Source organism: Streptomyces sp. NBC_01508 (assembly GCF_045040315.1).
In the GTDB taxonomy this organism is placed as follows: domain Bacteria; phylum Actinomycetota; class Actinomycetes; order Streptomycetales; family Streptomycetaceae; genus Streptomyces.
In genome coordinates, this window is sequence record NZ_CP109419.1 from 528,889 (window position 1) to 546,651 (window position 17,763).

Annotated in this window: 21 protein-coding genes; 7 read left to right on the top strand and 14 right to left on the bottom strand. The window is 70.7% G+C overall.

Annotated features, from left to right (window positions below):
- Positions 1–27: 27 nt before the first annotated feature.
- On the top strand, positions 28–1,353 hold the full coding sequence (locus OG700_RS02375) for a hypothetical protein (RefSeq protein ID WP_405608094.1): 1,326 nt from the start codon (positions 28–30) through the stop codon (positions 1,351–1,353).
- Positions 1,354–1,465: 112 nt separating this feature from the next.
- Here the strand turns inward: OG700_RS02375 and OG700_RS02380 are convergent, their stop codons facing one another.
- The 9 genes from OG700_RS02380 to OG700_RS02420 all read right to left on the bottom strand — a co-directional run bounded on the left by OG700_RS02380 (position 1,466) and on the right by OG700_RS02420 (position 8,405).
- Positions 1,466–2,257: an ABC transporter permease gene (locus OG700_RS02380; RefSeq protein ID WP_405608097.1), complete on the bottom strand. Its 792-nt coding sequence runs from the start codon at positions 2,255–2,257 to the stop codon at positions 1,466–1,468.
- Positions 2,254–3,258, bottom strand: a complete 1,005-nt coding sequence (locus tag OG700_RS02385) for an ATP-binding cassette domain-containing protein (RefSeq protein ID WP_405608100.1) — start codon at positions 3,256–3,258, stop codon at positions 2,254–2,256. Before OG700_RS02385 ends, OG700_RS02380 begins: the two co-directional genes overlap by 4 nt.
- A gap of 95 nt (positions 3,259–3,353) precedes the next feature.
- The gene (locus tag OG700_RS02390; protein WP_405608103.1) at positions 3,354–4,196 is read right to left on the bottom strand and encodes a DUF4097 family beta strand repeat-containing protein; all 843 of its coding nucleotides are present in this window, start codon (positions 4,194–4,196) and stop codon (positions 3,354–3,356) included.
- Between the two features lie 106 nt (positions 4,197–4,302).
- Complete coding sequence (locus OG700_RS02395; RefSeq protein ID WP_405608106.1) at positions 4,303–4,827, bottom strand: hypothetical protein; 525 nt, start codon at positions 4,825–4,827, stop codon at positions 4,303–4,305.
- A 279-nt stretch (positions 4,828–5,106) separates the two neighbouring features.
- Positions 5,107–5,544 (bottom strand): DUF6196 family protein, encoded by a 438-nt coding sequence (locus OG700_RS02400; RefSeq protein WP_405608109.1) that lies wholly within the window; start codon positions 5,542–5,544, stop codon positions 5,107–5,109.
- A 260-nt stretch (positions 5,545–5,804) separates the two neighbouring features.
- Positions 5,805–6,323: a potassium channel family protein gene (locus OG700_RS02405; RefSeq protein WP_405608112.1), complete on the bottom strand. Its 519-nt coding sequence runs from the start codon at positions 6,321–6,323 to the stop codon at positions 5,805–5,807.
- A 146-nt stretch (positions 6,324–6,469) separates the two neighbouring features.
- Entirely contained in the window at positions 6,470–7,012 is a 543-nt protein-coding gene (locus OG700_RS02410; RefSeq protein ID WP_405608115.1) for an EF-hand domain-containing protein, read from the bottom strand.
- A 201-nt stretch (positions 7,013–7,213) separates the two neighbouring features.
- Complete coding sequence (locus OG700_RS02415) at positions 7,214–7,711, bottom strand: GNAT family N-acetyltransferase (RefSeq protein ID WP_405608118.1); 498 nt, start codon at positions 7,709–7,711, stop codon at positions 7,214–7,216.
- Between the two features lie 412 nt (positions 7,712–8,123).
- Positions 8,124–8,405: a winged helix-turn-helix transcriptional regulator gene (locus OG700_RS02420; RefSeq protein WP_405608121.1), complete on the bottom strand. Its 282-nt coding sequence runs from the start codon at positions 8,403–8,405 to the stop codon at positions 8,124–8,126.
- 82 nt (positions 8,406–8,487) lie between these two features.
- Between OG700_RS02420 and OG700_RS02425 the strand changes: the two genes are divergently transcribed.
- Positions 8,488–8,931, top strand: a complete 444-nt coding sequence (locus OG700_RS02425) for a zinc-binding dehydrogenase (protein WP_405608124.1) — start codon at positions 8,488–8,490, stop codon at positions 8,929–8,931.
- 172 nt (positions 8,932–9,103) lie between these two features.
- Here OG700_RS02425 and OG700_RS02430 read toward each other — a convergent pair whose 3' ends face one another.
- Positions 9,104–10,012: an aminoglycoside phosphotransferase family protein gene (locus OG700_RS02430; protein ID WP_405608127.1), complete on the bottom strand. Its 909-nt coding sequence runs from the start codon at positions 10,010–10,012 to the stop codon at positions 9,104–9,106.
- A gap of 113 nt (positions 10,013–10,125) precedes the next feature.
- Between OG700_RS02430 and OG700_RS02435 the strand changes: the two genes are divergently transcribed.
- Complete coding sequence (locus OG700_RS02435) at positions 10,126–10,668, top strand: GNAT family N-acetyltransferase (RefSeq protein ID WP_405608130.1); 543 nt, start codon at positions 10,126–10,128, stop codon at positions 10,666–10,668.
- A 623-nt stretch (positions 10,669–11,291) separates the two neighbouring features.
- Complete coding sequence (locus OG700_RS02440; RefSeq protein ID WP_405608133.1) at positions 11,292–11,915, top strand: carbonic anhydrase; 624 nt, start codon at positions 11,292–11,294, stop codon at positions 11,913–11,915.
- A 168-nt stretch (positions 11,916–12,083) separates the two neighbouring features.
- Here OG700_RS02440 and OG700_RS02445 read toward each other — a convergent pair whose 3' ends face one another.
- Entirely contained in the window at positions 12,084–12,218 is a 135-nt protein-coding gene (locus tag OG700_RS02445; protein ID WP_405608136.1) for a hypothetical protein, read from the bottom strand.
- A 63-nt stretch (positions 12,219–12,281) separates the two neighbouring features.
- Between OG700_RS02445 and OG700_RS02450 the strand changes: the two genes are divergently transcribed.
- Positions 12,282–12,542 carry a hypothetical protein gene (locus OG700_RS02450; RefSeq protein ID WP_405608139.1) on the top strand — a complete coding sequence of 87 codons (261 nt, stop codon included), beginning with the start codon at positions 12,282–12,284 and terminating at the stop codon, positions 12,540–12,542.
- 213 nt (positions 12,543–12,755) lie between these two features.
- The gene (gene argB, locus OG700_RS02455) at positions 12,756–13,643 is read left to right on the top strand and encodes an acetylglutamate kinase (protein WP_405608142.1); all 888 of its coding nucleotides are present in this window, start codon (positions 12,756–12,758) and stop codon (positions 13,641–13,643) included.
- A 61-nt stretch (positions 13,644–13,704) separates the two neighbouring features.
- On the opposite strand, the gene OG700_RS02460 is transcribed toward argB, so the two are convergent.
- Both OG700_RS02460 and OG700_RS02465 read right to left on the bottom strand, forming a co-directional pair.
- Positions 13,705–14,232, bottom strand: a complete 528-nt coding sequence (locus OG700_RS02460) for a GNAT family N-acetyltransferase (protein ID WP_405608145.1) — start codon at positions 14,230–14,232, stop codon at positions 13,705–13,707.
- A gap of 321 nt (positions 14,233–14,553) precedes the next feature.
- Positions 14,554–14,766, bottom strand: a complete 213-nt coding sequence (locus OG700_RS02465; protein WP_405608148.1) for an MbtH family protein — start codon at positions 14,764–14,766, stop codon at positions 14,554–14,556.
- Between the two features lie 110 nt (positions 14,767–14,876).
- Between OG700_RS02465 and OG700_RS02470 the strand changes: the two genes are divergently transcribed.
- On the top strand, positions 14,877–15,992 hold the full coding sequence (locus OG700_RS02470; protein ID WP_405608151.1) for an alpha/beta hydrolase-fold protein: 1,116 nt from the start codon (positions 14,877–14,879) through the stop codon (positions 15,990–15,992).
- Between the two features lie 92 nt (positions 15,993–16,084).
- Here the strand turns inward: OG700_RS02470 and OG700_RS02475 are convergent, their stop codons facing one another.
- Entirely contained in the window at positions 16,085–17,707 is a 1,623-nt protein-coding gene (locus tag OG700_RS02475) for an ABC transporter ATP-binding protein (protein WP_405608154.1), read from the bottom strand.
- Positions 17,708–17,763 lie beyond the last annotated feature (56 nt).

The window sequence follows — 17,763 nt, forward strand, 5'->3', positions numbered from 1 at the left end:
GTTGGCGGAGAGAGTGGGGTTCGGGGCATGACGGGTCGCGTCATCTGGGACGACGCCGCCGGTATCGACCGGCAGGCCACCAAGCACCTCAGGGCCAGACACCGCAACGTACTCGGAGAGCTGATCACCTCCGTGCCGTTGCCGGACGGGATACGGCTGGCGAAGCGGTACGCCGGTCTCTTCCCGGCCGGGCATCCCGACGCCGCCTTCATCGCGCGGCTCGCCGCCGCGGACGAGGAGTTGGTGGCGCGGGTGACCTCGGCGGCGGCCGGCGCGTCGCGTTCCGTGCACCCACAGGTCACCGCCGCCGCCGAGTGGCTGTCCTTCGGCGTCGGCGCTCCCGTACTCACGCTCACGGACTACGGAGAGGACGACCTCACCCGCGTCACGATGCTGCGTGACGGTTCCTGGCACGACATCTACCACGGCGCGTCCGAGCATCACGCCGTCGCGTGCGTCGACGAGGAGAACGTCGTCGCCGTCCGTGACGGGCCGGGACACGGCCGGGTCGTGGTGCACTACCGGCGCGGCAACGCCGTCCCCGTCACGGAGGGCGGTGGCCTGACGGGCATGCGGCCCGCGGGCACGGCCGCCGGTTACGTCGCGGGCGCCGCCCTCCAGCCGGTCGCGCTCCTCGCCGGTCCGGAGGTCGGCCCCGGCTTCGTGGATCTGAGCCCGTACGGCATCGATACCGCCCACCGCCTCGCCGTCGCGCCGGACGGCAACGCGGTCGCCTTCGGCGGCAGCACCGACATCGCGATCGTCGACGCCCGACTGGAGCACCTGATCGCCCGCAGCGTCGTCCCCTTGCCGCACGGGCCGGTACGGGAGCTGACGTTCACCGGACCCGGCGAGATCGTCAGCTGCGGCATGAACGGCGGGCTCGGCCGGTGGTGTACCGGACCGCACGAAGCCCTGACCCTGGAGGCCGTCGCCAACGCACCGCGCCTCACCGGCCTGTACGCCGTCCCGGCCTGGGGTGTCCTGGTCGCGAGGACGGGCAGCCAGGACGGGCACTGCTTCTTCGACCCGGCCACCCTCCAAACGGCCGATCCGCCGCGCTCGTTGGCCGGGCTTCAGGACAACCCGTGGACGCTGCGTACCATCGCCGCCTCGGCCGACGGCCGGTTCGCCGCCGTCGGAACGCTCGACACCACCACGGGCTTCGCCCTCACCGTCCACGACTTCCATCACCCACTGGCCCGTCTGCTGCGGCCGGTGGGATCCCTGACCGGGCACGACCACGCGGCGATCGCGGGGACCCTCACCGGGACGGGCGGGCATGACGCGGATGAACGCCAGGCGCTGAAGCTGCTGCGGGACGCGGCGGCACACCGGCTCGGCGGGCGGTGATCGGTGCCGACGCGCCGACGCGCCGAAGGGGCGGCGTACGCCGACGTGGTGTCGGGGTACGCCGCCCAGGGGCGTGACGAGCCGCGGGAGTTGGCCCGCGTCGTGGTGGCGGCTACATCGGGTCTTGGTTGAACTTCGAGGTCGACCAGAAGTAGCCGAGCACCGCGAGGCCGACGCACCACACGACGGCGAGCCACCCGTTGTGGCCGATCTCGGTGCCGAGAAGGAGGCCGCGCAGGGTCTCGATGGCGGCGGTGAAGGGCTGGTACTCGGCGATCGGCTGGAACCAGCCCGGCATCGCGTCGACCGGGACGAAGGCGCTGGACAGCATCGGCAGCAGGATCAGCGGCAGCGCGTTGTTGCTGGCGGCCTCGACGTTCGGACTGATCAGGCCCATCCCGACCGCGACCCAGGTGAGCGCCATGGAGAAGAGTACGAGCAGCCCGAACGCCGCGATCCACTCCAGGAGCGTGGCATCCGTGGACCGGAAGCCGATGGCCACGCCGATGGCGCCGACGAGGATGACGCTCAGCACGCACTGGAGCACGCTGCCGATGACGTGTCCGACGAGTACCGAGCCACGGTGGATCGCCATCGTGCGGAAGCGGGCGATGATCCCCTCGTTCATGTCCATGGAGACGGCCACCGCGGTGCCGATCGTGGTGCCGCCGATGGTCATCAGCAGGATGCCCGGAACGATGTAGGCGATGTAGTCGGAGCGGTCCGCGCCGCCGCCGTCGATGCCGGCGCTCATCACGTCGCCGAAGATGTAGACGAAGAGCAGGAGCAGCATGACCGGGGTGAGCAGCAGATTCAGCGTCATGGACGGGTAGCGGCGCGCGTGCAGGAGGTTGCGGCGCAGCATGGTGTTCGAGTCGCGTACGGCGAGGGAGAGGGAGCTCATCGGACATCCTCCGTGGACGTGGACGTGGACGTGGACGTGGTCTGGTTGGGAACCTTGGCGCCGCCGGTGAGGGCGAAGAACACGTCGTCGAGGTCGGGGGTGTGGACGGTCAGTTCGTCGGCCTCGATGTCGGCGGAGTCGAGCCAGTCGAGGATGGAGCGCAGTTCGCGCTGGGTGCCGTCGCTGGGGATGGACAGCGACAGTGTCTCGTCGTCCCTCGTGGCCCCGGTCAGGGCGTCGGCCGCGGTGCGGTAGGCGGCCGGGTCGGTGAAGCGGAGCCGGACGTCCCCGCCGGGGACGAGTCGCTTCAGTTCGTCGGCGGTGCCTTCGGCGGCGATCTTCCCGTCGTTCAACACCGCGATGCGGTCGGCGAGTTCGTCGGCCTCCTCCAGGTACTGGGTGGTGAGGAGGACGGTGACCCCGGTGGACACCAGGCCGCGGATGATGCCCCACATGTTGTGACGGGAGCGCGGGTCGAGCCCGGTCGTCGGCTCGTCGAGGAAGATGATCCGCGGGCTGCCGACCAGCGTCATCGCGAGGTCCAGGCGGCGCTTCATACCGCCGGAGTAGGTGGAGGCGGGCTTCTTCGCGGCCTCCACCAGGTCGAAGCGCTCAAGGAGTTCGGCGGCGACCCGCCGCCCCTGCCTCCTGGACAGGTGGTGCAGGTCCGCCATGAGGAACATGTTCTCCTCGCCCGTGATCAGGCTGTCGACGGCCGAGAACTGCCCCGTGACACCGATCGCGGCACGCACGGCCTGCGGCTCGGCGGCCAGATCGTGCCCGCCGACGCGCAGCTCGCCGGCGTCGGCGGCGACGAGGGTGGACAGGATCTTCACGGCCGTGGTCTTGCCCGCGCCGTTCGGCCCGAGCAGCGCGAACACGGACCCGGCCGGGATACGCAGATCGATCCCGTCGAGGACGAGCTTGTCGCCGTACGACTTGCGCAACCCGACCGCCGAGACCGCGACGGACGACTGCCGACCGTTGTCAAACTTGGACATGGGCATGACAGATGAAGGCATGGACTCTCCCGTTCGAAGGATGGAGTGAAGTGAAAGATGAGGCGAGAGGCTGGACAGAGAGGGCGGGCGGACCCTCAGGCGCGGGCGCGGCGGATGTCGATGTTGCCCCAGTTGGTCCGGGCGCGGACCTTGACGGTGTCCTCGGTCTGCTCCGGGGCCTCGGACGCGGCGAGCGTGTTGCGCACCTGCCCACGGTTGGAGTTGACGTCGAGCCAGGCGGCGGTGCCCTCGCGGATGCCGACCTCGATGGGGCCGTTGGCAGTCTCCAACTGAACGGTGCCACGGGCGACTTCCGCGACACGAAGGCCGCCGTTGGTGGTGGTGCCGGTGACCGAGGACTCGGCGCGTGCGATGTCGATGGCGCCGTTGGCGCCGCTCAACCGAAGCTCGCCGGTCACGGCGCCGACGGTTGTGGTGCCGTGCGAGTTCTTCAGGACGGCGGGGCCGTCGACGAGGCCGACGCGCACGTTGCCGGTGCTGCTGGTGATCTCGGCCGCGCCCTCGACCCGGTCCACGGCGATCGAGCCGTGCGACGCCTTCAGTTGCAGCGGGCCGGTCGTGTCGAGACGTACGTCGCCGGCCGAGGTCTTCACGTGGACCTCACCGAGGCGGCCCTCGCCGATCACGTTGGCACCGGCGCCGGTCATGTCGATGTCCGAACCCGTGGGCAGTTGGACCGTCACATCGACGGTGCCGCCGCGCCCGAGCAGATTGGCCTTGGGCGTCCTGACGATCAGTTCGCCGCCGGCGTAGGCGACCTCGGTCTGGTCGGCCGTCCGTACGTCCTGGTCCTTCTTCGGGTCGCGGGGCCGTACCTCCACGACGGTGTCGAGGCGGTCGCCGGCGGTGAACCAGATGGAACCGGAGTACATGTAGGCGTTGACCGAGATCGGTTCGGGAGTGTCGAAAGAAGGCATGGCTGTCCCGTCCTCTTGGGTCTTGGGGTCGTCCCCGCTGGCGGGACGTGGTGTGAGTGAAGTGAAGTGAAGTGATGCGGGTGAAGTGATGCGGGCGGTGGCGCGGCTAGCGGACCCAGCCCGTGTAGGTCTGTCCGACGGTCCGGGTCTTCTCCGTCGTGCGCGGCCGGGTGCCGCCGTCGACCGCGCCCGACACGGCCCGCACCAGCCACGCGTTGACCGACAGCCCCTCGCGGGCCGCGGCATCCTCGGCGCGGGTCTTGAGGTGGGTCGGCAGGCGCAGATTGATACGGGCGGTGCCACCCTCGTCACCGTCGGCCGGGGCCGGGGTCCTGAGCGGTTCGACGGGCGCGGCCGGCTCCGCGGGAACGCGGTCGCCGCCGTCGGCGGGCGGCAGCGTCACCACGAAGTCGGGGTCGAGCCCGCGCAGTCGTACGTCGACGGAGCCGGGGGCGAGTTCGCGAGTGATCTCGTCCATCGCGGCGGAGAGCACGTTGAGCATGGTCAGCCGGGTCGCCGACTCCAGAGGAGCGGTCAGCCTCTCGGCCAGCTCGCGCGCTTCGACGCCACCGGCTTCGGCGGCCACCGCAAGTTCACGGCGGAGGGTGTCGACGTACGGGGTGAGGTCCATGACGCCATCATGGCACCATAATGGCTCCACACGCAAGCGACGAGGCACCATTTCCGGGCCACCCACTGACGCAACTCCTCTGACCTGCGAAAACGCACTGGCGCCTACCTGAGCAGTTGTGGCACCACATACGCTCACGCGCCTTTCGAGGCACGGAATGGCACCGCATGGCACCGCATGGCGCCAGGTGATGCCGGGTGACGCCACATGGCACCAGGTGGCACCAAGCCGTGCCACGCTCGGCCCGCTCGTCACTCCCGCCGGCCCACCACCGGACGCTCAGGTCTCCAGGCGCAGGTTGTCGACGGCCGCGACGGCCTCGGAGAGCACATCGGCCGGGCAGCCCCAGTAGTCGTAGATCCCGCCACGGTCGCGATTGCTGCCGCAGACCACGAACACACCCGTGCCCAGCGAGCGCTTCAGATGGGTGGCCAGCCACCCCACGAATCCGCTGTTGTCCAACCCGGAAGGGAAATGGAAGGAGAAGAGTCCGAACCGCTCGACATCCGTCGCGTCGCCGGTCACGGGGACGAGCGCACTCCACGACTCGGCGTCCCGCACCACGGCCAGAGTCTCCGGTGACAGTATTGGCGGAGCGGACAACGGCGTCTCCCGGAAGCACCAGTCGCCTTCGTGAACAACCACGTCCGCCGCCGCGAGGACGCGTCGAAGACGCTCCTCGGTCTGTTCCCGCGTCTCCACACTCACGTTCACCATGGAGCCACCCTAGGGCGTGTTGCGAAAGTCCCGCCTGGCCGACGACGCCTGGCACGCACACTCGCCGCGTTGTCGGACTCGTCCAAGTACGCCCAGTACGAGCACGATCCTCCGCCTTGCGATCGCACGCACCAGACGCCGTCGGCCCCGCCCTTCGGGCGGACGGCGCTACTTTCGCAACACGCCCTAGATCGGCTCGCTCACCGGAGTTCGCTGTCGATGGTCAGTTCGGAGCGCCGGCGGGCAAGGTCGGGCAAGCATCAGGCGGGCGGGTCGAAGTCGCGGCCGGGGTCGCGGCCGGAGTTCCGGGCCAGCAGGTGTTCGATGCGGTCGAAGCGGGCGTGCAGGGCGCGTAGTTCCTTGGCGCCGTCCGCCTCCCCTGCCAGCTCGACGTGTTCCACGGCTTCCGCCACCCGGCGGGCACTGCGCGCGGCGCTCCCCACGAACCAGGTGGCAAGGGAGGCGGTGACGATGCTGAAGACCGAGATCCCGACGAGCATCACGATGCTCGCGATGACGCGGCCGGGCGCGGTGACCGGGTACAGATCCCCGTACCCGACAGTTGTCGCGGTCTCGATGGACCACCACAGCGCCAGCGGGAACGAGGTGATGGTCGCCCGGGGCGCCGATGATTCGAACGGGACGATGATCCAGGACCCGAGTACGAGGACCAGAACGACCCCAACGGCGGCCCACGCGGAGGCTTTCACGTGCAGCCGCTGCCACCGCTCGTTGCCCAGCAGCTTGCGCAGTAGATAGAGCGGCGAGAGCGGAGGCATGGACCGAAACTAGCCGTGGTCGAACCGAGCGAACGGCAGGACACACCCTGATCCGCCACGGCGCCGATAGCGGCACGCAGGTGGGCCGGTGCTCACCGGCGGCCTTCGAGTTGGCCAGGACGAAGTCGCGCGGAGACCGGGCCGACTCACTGGGCGGGGAGCGGCCCGCAGAGCCAGTTGCCCGGTTCCGCCGGGTCGTCGCTTATCCAGAACTGGCGCCACAGCAGGGCGAACTCCTCCCGGCCGAGGTGGCCGTCGCCGTTCAGGTCGAGCCGTTCGAAGATGCCCGTCATGTCCACGGGCTGCCCGTTCCAGGTCTCGACGAGCCTGCGGTGCTCCTCCGGGGAGATGCGGCCGTCGCCGTTGGTGTCCACGGCGTCGAAGACGGTGTCGGCGGTCGCGGTGACGTCGGCGGCCATGACGGGCAGCCGGTCGACGAGGGAGAGCAGTTCGCCCATGTCGACCGCGCCGTCCCCGTTGGAGTCCCCGACCTCCAGCAACGCCACCCACCAGCCCATCAGCAACGTCTCCATCCGCGCGCCCAGTTCCGTCCCCGGACCCACTCCCGGCAGCCGACTCCAGCGGGCGACGAGCGCCGTGAAGTCTTCCTCGCGCAGACAGCCGTCGCCGTCCGCGTCGAACGCGGCGAACATCCCCTTGAGCTTGCGCTCCTGAAACGTACTGGCCATGAGCGGCCTCCCTCGACGCCGAACCGAACCACGTACCGCCGCCGACCGCCCTACGGATTAGCGGACAGCGCGTAACTGTAGGCCGAGGCGCACCCTCACCTCCACGGGTACATACGCTCGAACGTTCACCCGCCGACCTGACCCGAGCGCGCGGGGCGGCGAGGGCCGCCGACCGGCCCTTCCGGCAGCGCCTCGGACATGTCAGGAGGCGCGGGGCAGCGCGAGCCAGTCCTGCCAGGCAATGTCGCGGCCCAGACAACGGGGCTGCCGGAAGGGCCAGTCGGCGGCGATCCACCGCGGCACCAGCGCGTCGAACGCGCGCTCCACCTCGCCACCGACGAGGTCGTCCACGACCCACCAGGCGATCTCTCCGTCGGAGCCGGTGCGCTCGGGCGGGTCGATATAGACGCAGCCGAGGACCGCCGTCTCCTCCTCGTCCAACAGCGCGTAGTTGAACGACTGGTGCGCGGCTATCTCCTTCTCGTGCCGCAGCAGGTCGGCGCGGTTCTCCTCGTAGGTCATCGTCTCCCTGGGCCAGGCCCAGGCCGGGCCGAAGATCTCCCACAGACGCTCTCGGGAGCCCATCACGGCGGGGTGGTCGAGCGCGGCGTCCGTCTCCCGGATCGGCCGCAGATGAAGCGCGGTGCCTGGCACGGGCACGTGGACGGGGTGGACGAAGTCATCAGGCAGCCAACTCATAGGGACCGAGGCTACAACCGGTCCCGTCCCGGCGATCGAGGACGGGGCGCTCCATCACCCTGCGATCGCCCCGTCGCCCGCCGCGTCGGGATCGCCGCGCCTTCGATCCACCGCCACTCTCCCGAGCAGCCGGCCATCATGCCGGCCGTCATCCAGCAGGCTTTCTTCGACGCCTGCGTCACCACGGGCCAGGCCACCAGCGCCGACCCGCTCGCCGACGCGGTCGTGCTGTTGCCGAGTCCGCACGGGCTCCGCTCACCGGCGAGCGGTGTCCCTCACCTACCCCTGGCCACCGGATATCGCCGAACGCGTCATCACCACCCTCGCGCACCTCAACGAGGAGTGAGACCGGTGCACGACGCGCTCATGGACGCACCGGCTCCGGACGAGTCATCGGGCGCGGCGCACGCGGTCAGGCGCTGTTCCGGTCGTACTCCTCGCGCGCCTTGTCCACCGTCGCCATGTGCGCCTCCGCCCACTCCTTGAGGTGGCGCATCGTCCCCAGCAGGGACAGCCCCAGCGGCGTCAGCTCGTAGTCGACACGAACGGGCACCGACGGGGTCACCGTACGGGTCAGCAGCCCGTCCCGCTCCAGCCCCCGCAAGGTCTGGGTCAGCATCTTCTGGCTCACCGGCACGGTCGGCCTCGGCTGGTCCCTCACCGGTGTCGTCACCGAGACCGGTGCCGAAGTCACCGGATTCTCGGTCGGTGACCCGGTCGCCGCCGCGAACAACGACTTCGCCGCCCCGGTCCGCGCGCACGCCGAGGAGACCGTCGTGCCCGCGGCGGCCACCGCGCTACTGCCGGACGGCCTCGATCCGGTCGACGCGCCGTCACTCCCGCCCAACGCGCTGACCGCGGCGCAGATGGTGCACCGGATCGGCCCCGCCAACGGACGGTCCCTGCTGGTCACCGGCGCGGCCGGGGCCGTGGGCGGTTACGCCGCCGCCCTGCACACACCGGTCCTCGTCGCGATCCGCGACGGCGGCACGTTCGTCGGCGTGACCACGGCGTCACCCGCGACGCCCGAGCGGGACATCGGCATCGTCATCGTGAACGTCGCGCCCGACGGCACGATGCTCGCCGAACTGCTCGCCCTCGCCGCCTCCGGTGTCCTGGAACTGAGGGTGGCCGGCCGCGTGCCACTGCGCGAGGCCACGACGGCGTACGACAAGGTGGCTGCCGGCGGCCAGCGGGGGCGATGGCTGCTCATTCCGTGAGGGTTCGTGCGCGGCAGGTCCTGCTGGGCGTACTCGTCGTACTCGTCGCACGACTCAACGCCGGTGCGCCGCAGGCCCGTTGACGGGTTCGGCAGCCGCGGTCCGCCTTGCGCGGATCACCGTCCGGCGACGGGCCGGACCGCCCACACGCGCACCGCACCGCCGCGGGCGGTCAGGCGAAGTCGTCGTGATCCGCCAGGACTTCATCGATCACACGCCGGTTGGCTGCGGCCAGTTCCTCATCCGTGTCGATGTTCTCGGACAGGACCAGCAGTGACTTCCACAGCGCCCAGCCACGGGCGCGTGCCCAAGTGCCGTCGTCCTGGGCGACCGTCCGCCGGAACGCCGCCCTGCTGTCGCCGGAGAACATCCCCCACGCGATCACCAGATCGCAGGCGGGATCCCCGACCCCCGACGTACCGAAGTCGATGACGGCCGTCAACTCGCCTTCCGCGACCAGCAAGTTGCCCCAGGCGATGTCGCCGTGGAACCACACGGGCGCCCCGTGCCACTCGGCGGCGAGCGCGGCATCCCACACGGCGGCGGCCCGGTCGGTGTCCACGCGGCCCTTGAGCGCGGTCAGGCAGCGGTGCGTCTCCTGGTCGTAGTGGGCGGGCGGCGCACCCCGGTGGAAACTGTGCTCGCCAGCGACCGGGCCGCCGGTGGTGTCACAGCGCTGAAGCGCGAGCAGGAACTCGCCCACAGCGGTGGCGAATCGGGGCATGTCCCCGATGCGTTCACGCCGGGCCGTCCCACCGGGCAGCCAGCCACGCACCGACCACGGGAAGGGATATCCCTCACCGGGAACTCCCCGGCCGAGCACCGTCGGCACGGCGACGGGCAGCGCGGGCGCCAGCCGGGGCAGCCAGTGGTCCTCCTTGGCCACAGCGGGGACGTAGCCGGCGGCGGTGGGCAGTCGGGCCGTCATGCCGTCGCCGAGCCGGTAGGTCCTGTTGTCCCACCCGTCGACCTCCACGGGGGTGACGGGCAGCGCGCTCCACTGGGGAAACTGCTCGGCGATCAGACGCTTCACCAGGGCGGCGTCGATACCGGCACGGCCGTCGGGGGGAGTCGAAGTCATCCGGCGATCATTGCCCCGGCGATCGCGCCGGGCAACGCATTATCGCGGAACGGGCGGGCGAGTTGCCCGGTTTGGTTTGCCGTCGGCAAGCCCGGTCGGATAGGAAGCTGGGCATGCTGAACGGCAACAAGGTGGGGCTCAGGGCCCGACACGAGGACGACATCCCGATCCTGCGGGCCGAGCTCTACGACGACGTGGTCAACGCCTCGCGGGCCGAAGGCCGGCCATGGCGGCCGGTCACGCCCGGCTCGAAGGACGCGCGGCTCGTGGTGGACGACACGGAGCAGGGGCGCGTCCCGTTCTCCGTGGTGGAGCTGGCCGGCGGCACGCTGGTCGGCACCGCGGCGCTGTGGGGCATCGACGACCACAACCGGTCGGCGCACATCGGGCTCGGGCTGCTGCCGTCCTCTCGCGGCAAGGGCTACGGCACCGACGTGGTCGCGGTGCTGTGCCACTACGGATTCGTCCTACGCGGCCTGCGACGGCTACAGATAGAGACACTGTCCGACAACGCCGCGATGCTCCGCTCCGCCGAGCGCAACGGCTTCGTCCGCGAGGGCGTACTGCGCTCCTCGGCCTGGGTGATGGGCGAGTTCCTGGACCAGGTACTGCTCGGGCTCCTCGTCCAGGAGTGGAAGCCGAACTCGCAGGAGTAGGCCCTGGAGTCTGTCGTTTGGATCACGGTGGATCATGGTCGGAGCCGTGGCGGGTGAGACGAAAGCGACCGACTGCGCATCCGAGCGTCGAGGTAAAGGTCTATACCAGCCCTGCTCTTGACCTTGATACCGGTGCGCCGCGCCTGATGGCCGGCCTGCCGTACCGTACGGCAGCCCACATCCCGACCGCCGCGATCAGACGAACGTTCGGACGCCCGGCGAGAGGAGCGTACGCCCCTGTCACGAGGCGTGCGCCCACAGTAAGCGGAAGAGAGAAGCGCCCGCCGGCGAGACCCCTGTGGAGAGCGGGGCCAGGGAGGCGGCAGAGGGCCGCCGGTCCGTTCGGTGGGTCGACCTCCTTAAGCGCTTAATGCGCACATGTCGCCCATATCGCTTTGGCGTGATTGACCGCTTACGCACGGAGATCTTCGACTCTAAGTTCTCGATTCATGAAAGAAGAAGAAAACGAAAGGCCAACAACAGACCAAGAGTTCGCAAACCCGAAAGCAGGGGCCAGCCGTCGCGGACTGTTACGCGGCATGGTCGCCGGCGGGTTGGTCGCCGGAACCGGACTGACGCTGGGCGGGGCCTCGCCCGCCGCGGCCTCGCCGCGAGGGGTCCCGATGTATCCCCCGCACCCCGGCGCGCCGCCCACGAGCCCGGCAGCCGCAGAGCAACTCCTGTTCGACGTGAACCAGCGGTGGATGGCGGAAGGACAGACACATCCGCGCGAGGACAACGTCAGGCGCAACGAGGTGGCCCCCCTCTCGTACCACCAAGAACCCTGGGCGATGATCCTCGGCTGCATCGACTCCCGCGTGCCGCCGGAGCTGATATTCGACCAGGGGCTCGGTGACCTGTTCGTCTCACGGACCGCCGGTCAGGTGGTGGACCGGGCGGTCTACGGCAGCGCCTCCTACGCCGCGGGGATCTCCGCCGTGCAGCTCATCGTCGTACTGGGGCACGAGAATTGCGGCGCGGTGTCCAAGGCGATCGAATGGGCGGACGGCTCGCCCCCGCCCGGCGTCTCGCCCCACCTGAAGTGGCTCACCGACGAGATCACGCCCGCGATACCTCCGGCTGGCACCCCGAACCGGCTGAACCTGGCGATCAACGAGAATGTCCGGCGCATACGGGCCAAGCTCGTGCTGGAAGAGCCGACAAAAACCCGGATAGCGGCGGGCACGCTGAGGGTGATCGGCGCCCGGTACGAGCTGGGAACCTGGATCGTGACAAAGGTAAACTGACCGCCGCAGACATGCCCACGGGCCCGGATCGACCGCCCACACTGGCGGCCGATCCGGGCCCGGTGGCCGCCCGGCCACTCGTTCGAGCCCGCAGACGAATGCGGTTCCTCAAGGACGAAGAACAGGGAATCCACGCGTGGACCCAACCTGGGCGGCGGGTAGTGGCAGTTACCCGATGACGACGTCGTTGACCTGCTTCTGCCCGTCCCCCGGAAGGAGCCCACCGACGGGGATCACTGTGATCGCCCTACTGGGCCTGGCCTGGTGGCCGTGCTCGGCCTCGCTCACGAGAACGCGGCTCATCTGTTGGTGCGTCACGACCCGGTGAACTGTGACATCCGAGTGGGGCGTCTGGTGCCACCTCACTTGCTCCGTGATGGCGCGCCCAGGACGGCCAGTGTCGAGATCGACGGCGAGCTGACGCACATACTGCGGCAGCTCATCCGAAACGCCCGCGCGGCGGGCGATATCGATCCCGCCGTCACCGTGCGGGACCTGCTCCTCGTCGTCAGCAGCAGCCCGCCCTCGCTGTCCGACCCGCTTACGCGGGCACAGGCGTCCAGCCGGCTCATCGAGCTGCTGCTGGCCGGCCTCCGCCGTGATCGCGGCGCGGCGAGTACGTCCTGAGTCGTGCCCGCGGTCGATCGGTCTCGCGCACCGCCCCAGCTCGGCAGCTCCCCCGCGCGGAAGGCCGATTCCCGCATGCTCAACCTGACCCAAATTAATTTAGGTTAGGCTAAGCTAAGTTCCGGTATTCGGCCGGTCATCGGCGGCGACACGCGACTCGGTGGCCGACTTCTCCGCCGAGCGCGAGTGGTACACAACGAGGTGGGGACAGCCATGGGCCCGGTCGTTACAGCGCGCACGGGCTTGGAGCCGGCCACCGGGCCACTCCCCCGCCCGGTCGTCGTCAAGTTCGGCGGCAACGCCATGGTGGACGCCGGCCTCCAACGGACGTTCGCCCGGGACGTCGTGGAGCTGTGCCACGCGGGCCTGCGCCCGGTCGTCGTGCACGGGGGCGGGCCGCAGATCAGCGCGATGCTCGACCGTCTCGGCCTGGAGACCCGGTTCGAGGCGGGGCTGCGGGTGACCACTCCGGAGACCATGGAGGTGGTACGCATGGTGCTGACCGGCCGGGTCCAGCGGGAGTTGGTCGGGCACATCAACACGCACGGCCCCTTCGCCGTGGGCATGACGGGCGAGGACGCGCACACGATGACGGCTGTGCGACGGCCCGCCTGGGTGGACAGCCGGCCGGTGGACATCGGCCTGGTGGGCGACATCGTGGAGGTGAACCCGGGTGTGGTGCGTACGCTCCTGGAACAGGGCCACATCCCGGTGGTCTCCCCCGTGGCACGCGGCGAGGACGGCCAGATCTACAACGTCAACGCCGATCTCGCGGCGTCGGCCCTGGCCGTGGCCCTCGAAGCCGAGCGGTTGGTGATACTCACCGATGTCGAGGGGCTGTACGCGAACTGGCCGCACAGCACCGAGGTGGTCGAGCGCCTGACGGCCGACGCGCTGGACGGGCTGCTGCCGGGGCTGGCGAGCGGGATGCTGCCGAAGATGGAGGGCTGCTTGAGGGCCGTCCGCGGTGGCGTGCGCCGGGCGCACGTACTCGACGGCCGTGTGCCGCACGCGGTGCTGCGAGGCGCCCTCGGCGAGACCGGCCCCGGCACCACCGTGGTCCCCGACAACAGCCCGGACCACGAAGGAAGCGCCGTATGAGCACCGTACGGGCGACGCGAACGGCGGCGTGAGCACCGCGAATCGCGGGACGTCAACACGGTCACAGGGTCCTCGCGAGGATCCGCGCGCCCCGCCGGGGATCCAGGGACTCGGCCCAGGACTCAGGCGCCAGGCGCGCGGCCGTGGGGGCGAATCCGTACCGGAGGAACAGGCCGCCACCGCCGGTCGTCGCCGTGAACAGCGCGCCGAGCGACTGGGCGCGCGCCGCGGCCAGCGCGGCACGCAGCAGCCCGGCACCCACCCCGCGCCCCTGACTCCGCCCGGCCACACAGAAGTTGTACAGCACGCCCGCGCGTCCGCCCGGCGGGTCCTCCCCCGGGCGGGCCGGGTGGACGCGCAGGCCCACGCAGCCCTCAAGGGTGCCGCCGGGGGCCTCCGTCACGAGAAAGTCGGCCGCGTGGGCGGCGTACAGCGAGGCAGGACGTTCCCGCAGCGCCCCCGAGCGCGCGAACGGCCTTGACAGGCGGGCGAGTTCGGCGGCGTCCTCCGTGCGGGCGCGGCGTACGGAGGGTGTCGGCGCGAGAAGCGCGTGCGGCGGCGGGGCGGGGCGCGGCACAGCCGTGGTCAAGGCTTTCCTTCCTCGGTTCCACAATCGGAGAACGACTCGTCGCCGTATCACTCCGACGAACAAACGAGATAAGGCTAGCCTTACCTAAGCAGCAAGTCCAGCACGGGGGTCGTCGACGACGTGGCGCAGGAAGCCGGGCCCAACCGGGAGGAAGCCGGGCCCAACCGGCCTGCTTCACCCAGCCCTTCGTACGGACTGCCGAGCGCGGCGGTCCGGGCCGCGATGAACCCGGGCAGCACACTGCCCGCCCTGAAGGTCGATCACCTCATGGGCGGGCAGCGACGTCACGGCCTCGGCCGGGCCCACGACCGGGCCGCGCGGTCAGCCGTCCGTGGACGCCGCGAGGGAGCGGGGGCGCAGATCGGTCCAGTGGGCCTCGATGAAGTCCAGGCACGCCTCGCGGGTGCTCTCGCCGAGGACGGTCGCCCATCCCCCGGGCACCTCGGCGAACGACGGCCACAGTGAGTGCTGTCCCTCGTCGTTCACCAGGACCAGGAATCGGCCTTCGGGGTCGTCGAAGGGGTTGGTGCTCATGTGCCAGTGCCTCCTCGGGGCCAACATGAGGAGAGACCTAACATTAGGTTAGGCTCGCCTAATCAAGGGCGAGCCTAGCCTTTCCCCTTCCCTCTCACAAGGAGACGTTCATGCGCCTCGGGGCCGACAGGGAGCACGACTTCGCCGCCTTCGGGCTGCCCGGTGAACCCGGCACCGACGCCTTCTGGGCGGCGGCGCGGACGCCCGCGTCGGTGCCCGCCGACGACGGCGGCAGGCTGGCCCTGTTCCTGTGGCGCGGGTCTCCGGCGCTCATCAGCTTCGAGAGCTGGTCGGAGCCCGTACCCCTGCGCCGGTGGCGCGACACGGACTGCTGGTACGCCGCGGTGCCGATGCCCGCGCGGCTGCGGGTGACGTACCAACTCCTCGTGGGCGAAGGGGCGTACGCCGACCCGTACAACCCGGTCGGCGCCGGCGCCGACCGGTCCATCGCCGCGACCCCGGACATCCCGGCCCAGCCGCACTGGCCGGTCTTCGGCGCCGATGACGTCCTGCCCCTCCCCCGTACCCGGCTCCGCTGGACCAGCGAACGGCTCGGCGGACGGCGCACCGTGCGCGTCCACCCGGTGGGCGGCGGCGGGCCGTTGGTCCTGCTCCTCGACGGGGACGACTGGCTGTACCTGCACCCGGCCATGACCGCGTTCGACTCGGCCGTCGCCAGTGGTGCGATGCCTCCCGTCACGCTCGTCTTCCTGCCGGCCAAGGACAGGGAGGCCGAGTTCGGGTGCCGGCCCGAACTGTGGGAGGCGGTACGGGACGAACTGCTGCCGCTGGTGGCGGAGTCCGGCGTGCCCGCCGACCCGGACCGGCTGGTGGTGGCCGGGCAGAGTCTCGGCGGGCTGAGCGCGCTGTACGCGGCGCTGGAGTTCCCCGACCTGGTGTCGCGCGTCGCCTGCCAGTCGGGATCGTTCTGGTGGACGCCTGACGCGACGGGTCTGGCGGACTCCCTGGACGGACCGGCCGGCGGTGCCGTCGCCGCGCGGCTGCGCGCCTATGGGGCTGAACTGTCCGAACTGTCCGGGCTACGGGCCGCGTTCGACGTGGGCGAACACGAGACGCGGATGTTGCCCCACTGTGAGCCGGTCGAGGCCCTGGCCGAGCGGGCCGGCGCGGCCGTGCGCGTCTCGCGGTCGCCGTCCGGCCACGACCGGGTGGGCTGGCGGCATGCGCTGCTCAGAGATGTCGCCTGGACGCTGGACGCCCCATGAGAAGCGGGGAACGAAACCTGCGGGCCGATGGCGCCGGGCGTGGCCCGCGCGGCCTCCTCTGACGGGGCGCGCCGCCAGGGCCGCTCAGCGGGTCACCTCGCCACCGCCAGGCGGTAGTCCTCGTCCGTGGCGAGGAGGTTGCGGTGGGTGTCCTCGGCGGTGACGACGCCCTCGTCCAGGACGAGGACGCGGTCGGCCGCGTCCAGAAGGGCCGGGCTGCTGGTGATCACGACGGTGGTACGGCCCCGGCGCAGCTTCGCGACGTTGCGCGCGATGAGCTGTTCGGTGACCGCGTCGACGGCCGTCGTCGGGTCGTGCAGGACAAGTACGTCACTGTCGGCGGCCAACGCCCTCGCCAGGGACAGTCGTTGGCGCTGGCCCCCGGAGAGGTTGGCGCCCCGGTCGCGGACGCCGTAGTCGAGTCCGTCGCGGTGCAGGGCGACGACGTCGGTCAGCATGGACGCCTCGACCGCCTCGGCGACCGTACGGCTGGTGCCCGACGGGTCGATGTTCGTACGGAGGGTGCCCGCGAAGATCTCCCCGTCGTACGGGTTCACCAGCATGTGCTCGCGGACCGCCTCGATCGACAGGTCCGCGATCGGCTGCCCGCTCACCCGCACCGTTCCCTCGTACGCGTCCGGCGGGACGTTGACGGACAGGATCGACGCGAGGTCGGCCGCGGCGCGCGGCTGGTAGACGGCGATCGCCACGAACTCACCCGCCGGCACCTGGAACTTCAGCTGCCGCAGGACCCCGTACCGTACGCAGTCGACCTCCAGGTCTCCGCCCGCGGCCGGGCGCTCCGGCCCCGGGGTCGTCACCGGCGGCGCGGACAGCACCAGCGCCATCCGATCGGCCGACGCTCGGGCGATCATCACGTACTTGGGCATCTCCGAGAACAGCTTGAGCGGTTCCATGATGAACTGCGCGAGGCCCACGGCCATGACGAGTTCCCCGATGGTGATCCGGCCGCCGAACGCCAGCCAGCCCGCCGTCAGGGTCACCGCGGCGGCGAGAACGGCGTTGAGCGCGAGCGCGGTGCCCGCGTACGCCCCGTTCACCCGGGCGACGGTGATCGCCTGGCGCTTCGCCTCCGAGCTGACCTTCCGGTAGGAGAGGAACGCCGCGTGGTTGCCGCCGAAGCCGTGCAGCGGACGCAGGCCGGTGATCAGGTCGGCGACCTTCGCGCCGGCCCGCGCGACGCGGGCCTGCTGTTCACGGGTGCTGGAGCCGATCCGCTTGGACATCACGGCCAGGATCGACAGGATCGCGACCGTTCCCGCGATCACCAGCAGACCGAGCCGGATGTCGGCCAGACCCAGCGCGACCGCCGCGACCAGCACCGCGACCAGCGAGCTGACCAGCAGCGGCACCACCTCGATGATGTCGGCGGTCTGGTCGGCGTCCTCGGTGGCGATGGTCAGCACCTCGCCGGACTTCAGGTCGACGTCCCTGGCCACCGGCTGGAGTCCGCAGGCCGCCACCCGCACCCGCCAGCGGTGCGCCTCGGTCGTGTTGGCCTTCTGAAGGACGCGCATCCCGAACCGCCACGACAGCGAGACGGTCGTGATGATCACGGCCAGCGCGGCGATCGACAGGCCGAGCGCGCCGAGGCTGCGGTCCTGCATCGTGTGCTCGACGATCAGGCCGAGCGCGATGGGGAAGGCGGTCTCGGCCGCCTGGTACATGCCCATGAGGGCGGTGCCCTTGGTCATGGCGCCGACGTTGCGGCGCAGGGCGGTCCGGAGGATGTCGGACCCCTGGGAGGGCC

What these genes read in the sequence shown, in the direction of transcription:
- OG700_RS02410 (WP_405608115.1), bottom strand. Translation starts at nt 7,012, where the DNA reads ATGGCCAGTACGTTTCAGGAGCGCAAGCTCAAGGGGATGTTCGCCGCG.
- OG700_RS02415 (WP_405608118.1), bottom strand. Translation starts at nt 7,711, where the DNA reads ATGAGTTGGCTGCCTGATGACTTCGTCCACCCCGTCCACGTGCCCGTG.
- OG700_RS02405 (WP_405608112.1), bottom strand. Translation starts at nt 6,323, where the DNA reads ATGCCTCCGCTCTCGCCGCTCTATCTACTGCGCAAGCTGCTGGGCAAC.
- OG700_RS02385 (WP_405608100.1), bottom strand. Translation starts at nt 3,258, where the DNA reads ATGTCCAAGTTTGACAACGGTCGGCAGTCGTCCGTCGCGGTCTCGGCG.
- OG700_RS02430 (WP_405608127.1), bottom strand. Translation starts at nt 10,012, where the DNA reads ATGACTTCGACTCCCCCCGACGGCCGTGCCGGTATCGACGCCGCCCTG.
- OG700_RS02445 (WP_405608136.1), bottom strand. Translation starts at nt 12,218, where the DNA reads ATGAGCCGCGTTCTCGTGAGCGAGGCCGAGCACGGCCACCAGGCCAGG.
- OG700_RS02375 (WP_405608094.1), top strand. Translation starts at nt 28, where the DNA reads ATGACGGGTCGCGTCATCTGGGACGACGCCGCCGGTATCGACCGGCAG.
- OG700_RS02465 (WP_405608148.1), bottom strand. Translation starts at nt 14,766, where the DNA reads ATGAGCACCAACCCCTTCGACGACCCCGAAGGCCGATTCCTGGTCCTG.
- OG700_RS02440 (WP_405608133.1), top strand. Translation starts at nt 11,292, where the DNA reads ATGTATCCCCCGCACCCCGGCGCGCCGCCCACGAGCCCGGCAGCCGCA.
- OG700_RS02390 (WP_405608103.1), bottom strand. Translation starts at nt 4,196, where the DNA reads ATGCCTTCTTTCGACACTCCCGAACCGATCTCGGTCAACGCCTACATG.
- OG700_RS02475 (WP_405608154.1), bottom strand. Translation starts at nt 17,707, where the DNA reads ATGACCAAGGGCACCGCCCTCATGGGCATGTACCAGGCGGCCGAGACC.
- OG700_RS02395 (WP_405608106.1), bottom strand. Translation starts at nt 4,827, where the DNA reads ATGGACCTCACCCCGTACGTCGACACCCTCCGCCGTGAACTTGCGGTG.
- OG700_RS02470 (WP_405608151.1), top strand. Translation starts at nt 14,877, where the DNA reads ATGCGCCTCGGGGCCGACAGGGAGCACGACTTCGCCGCCTTCGGGCTG.
- argB (WP_405608142.1), top strand. Translation starts at nt 12,756, where the DNA reads ATGGGCCCGGTCGTTACAGCGCGCACGGGCTTGGAGCCGGCCACCGGG.
- OG700_RS02400 (WP_405608109.1), bottom strand. Translation starts at nt 5,544, where the DNA reads ATGGTGAACGTGAGTGTGGAGACGCGGGAACAGACCGAGGAGCGTCTT.
- OG700_RS02435 (WP_405608130.1), top strand. Translation starts at nt 10,126, where the DNA reads ATGCTGAACGGCAACAAGGTGGGGCTCAGGGCCCGACACGAGGACGAC.
- OG700_RS02380 (WP_405608097.1), bottom strand. Translation starts at nt 2,257, where the DNA reads ATGAGCTCCCTCTCCCTCGCCGTACGCGACTCGAACACCATGCTGCGC.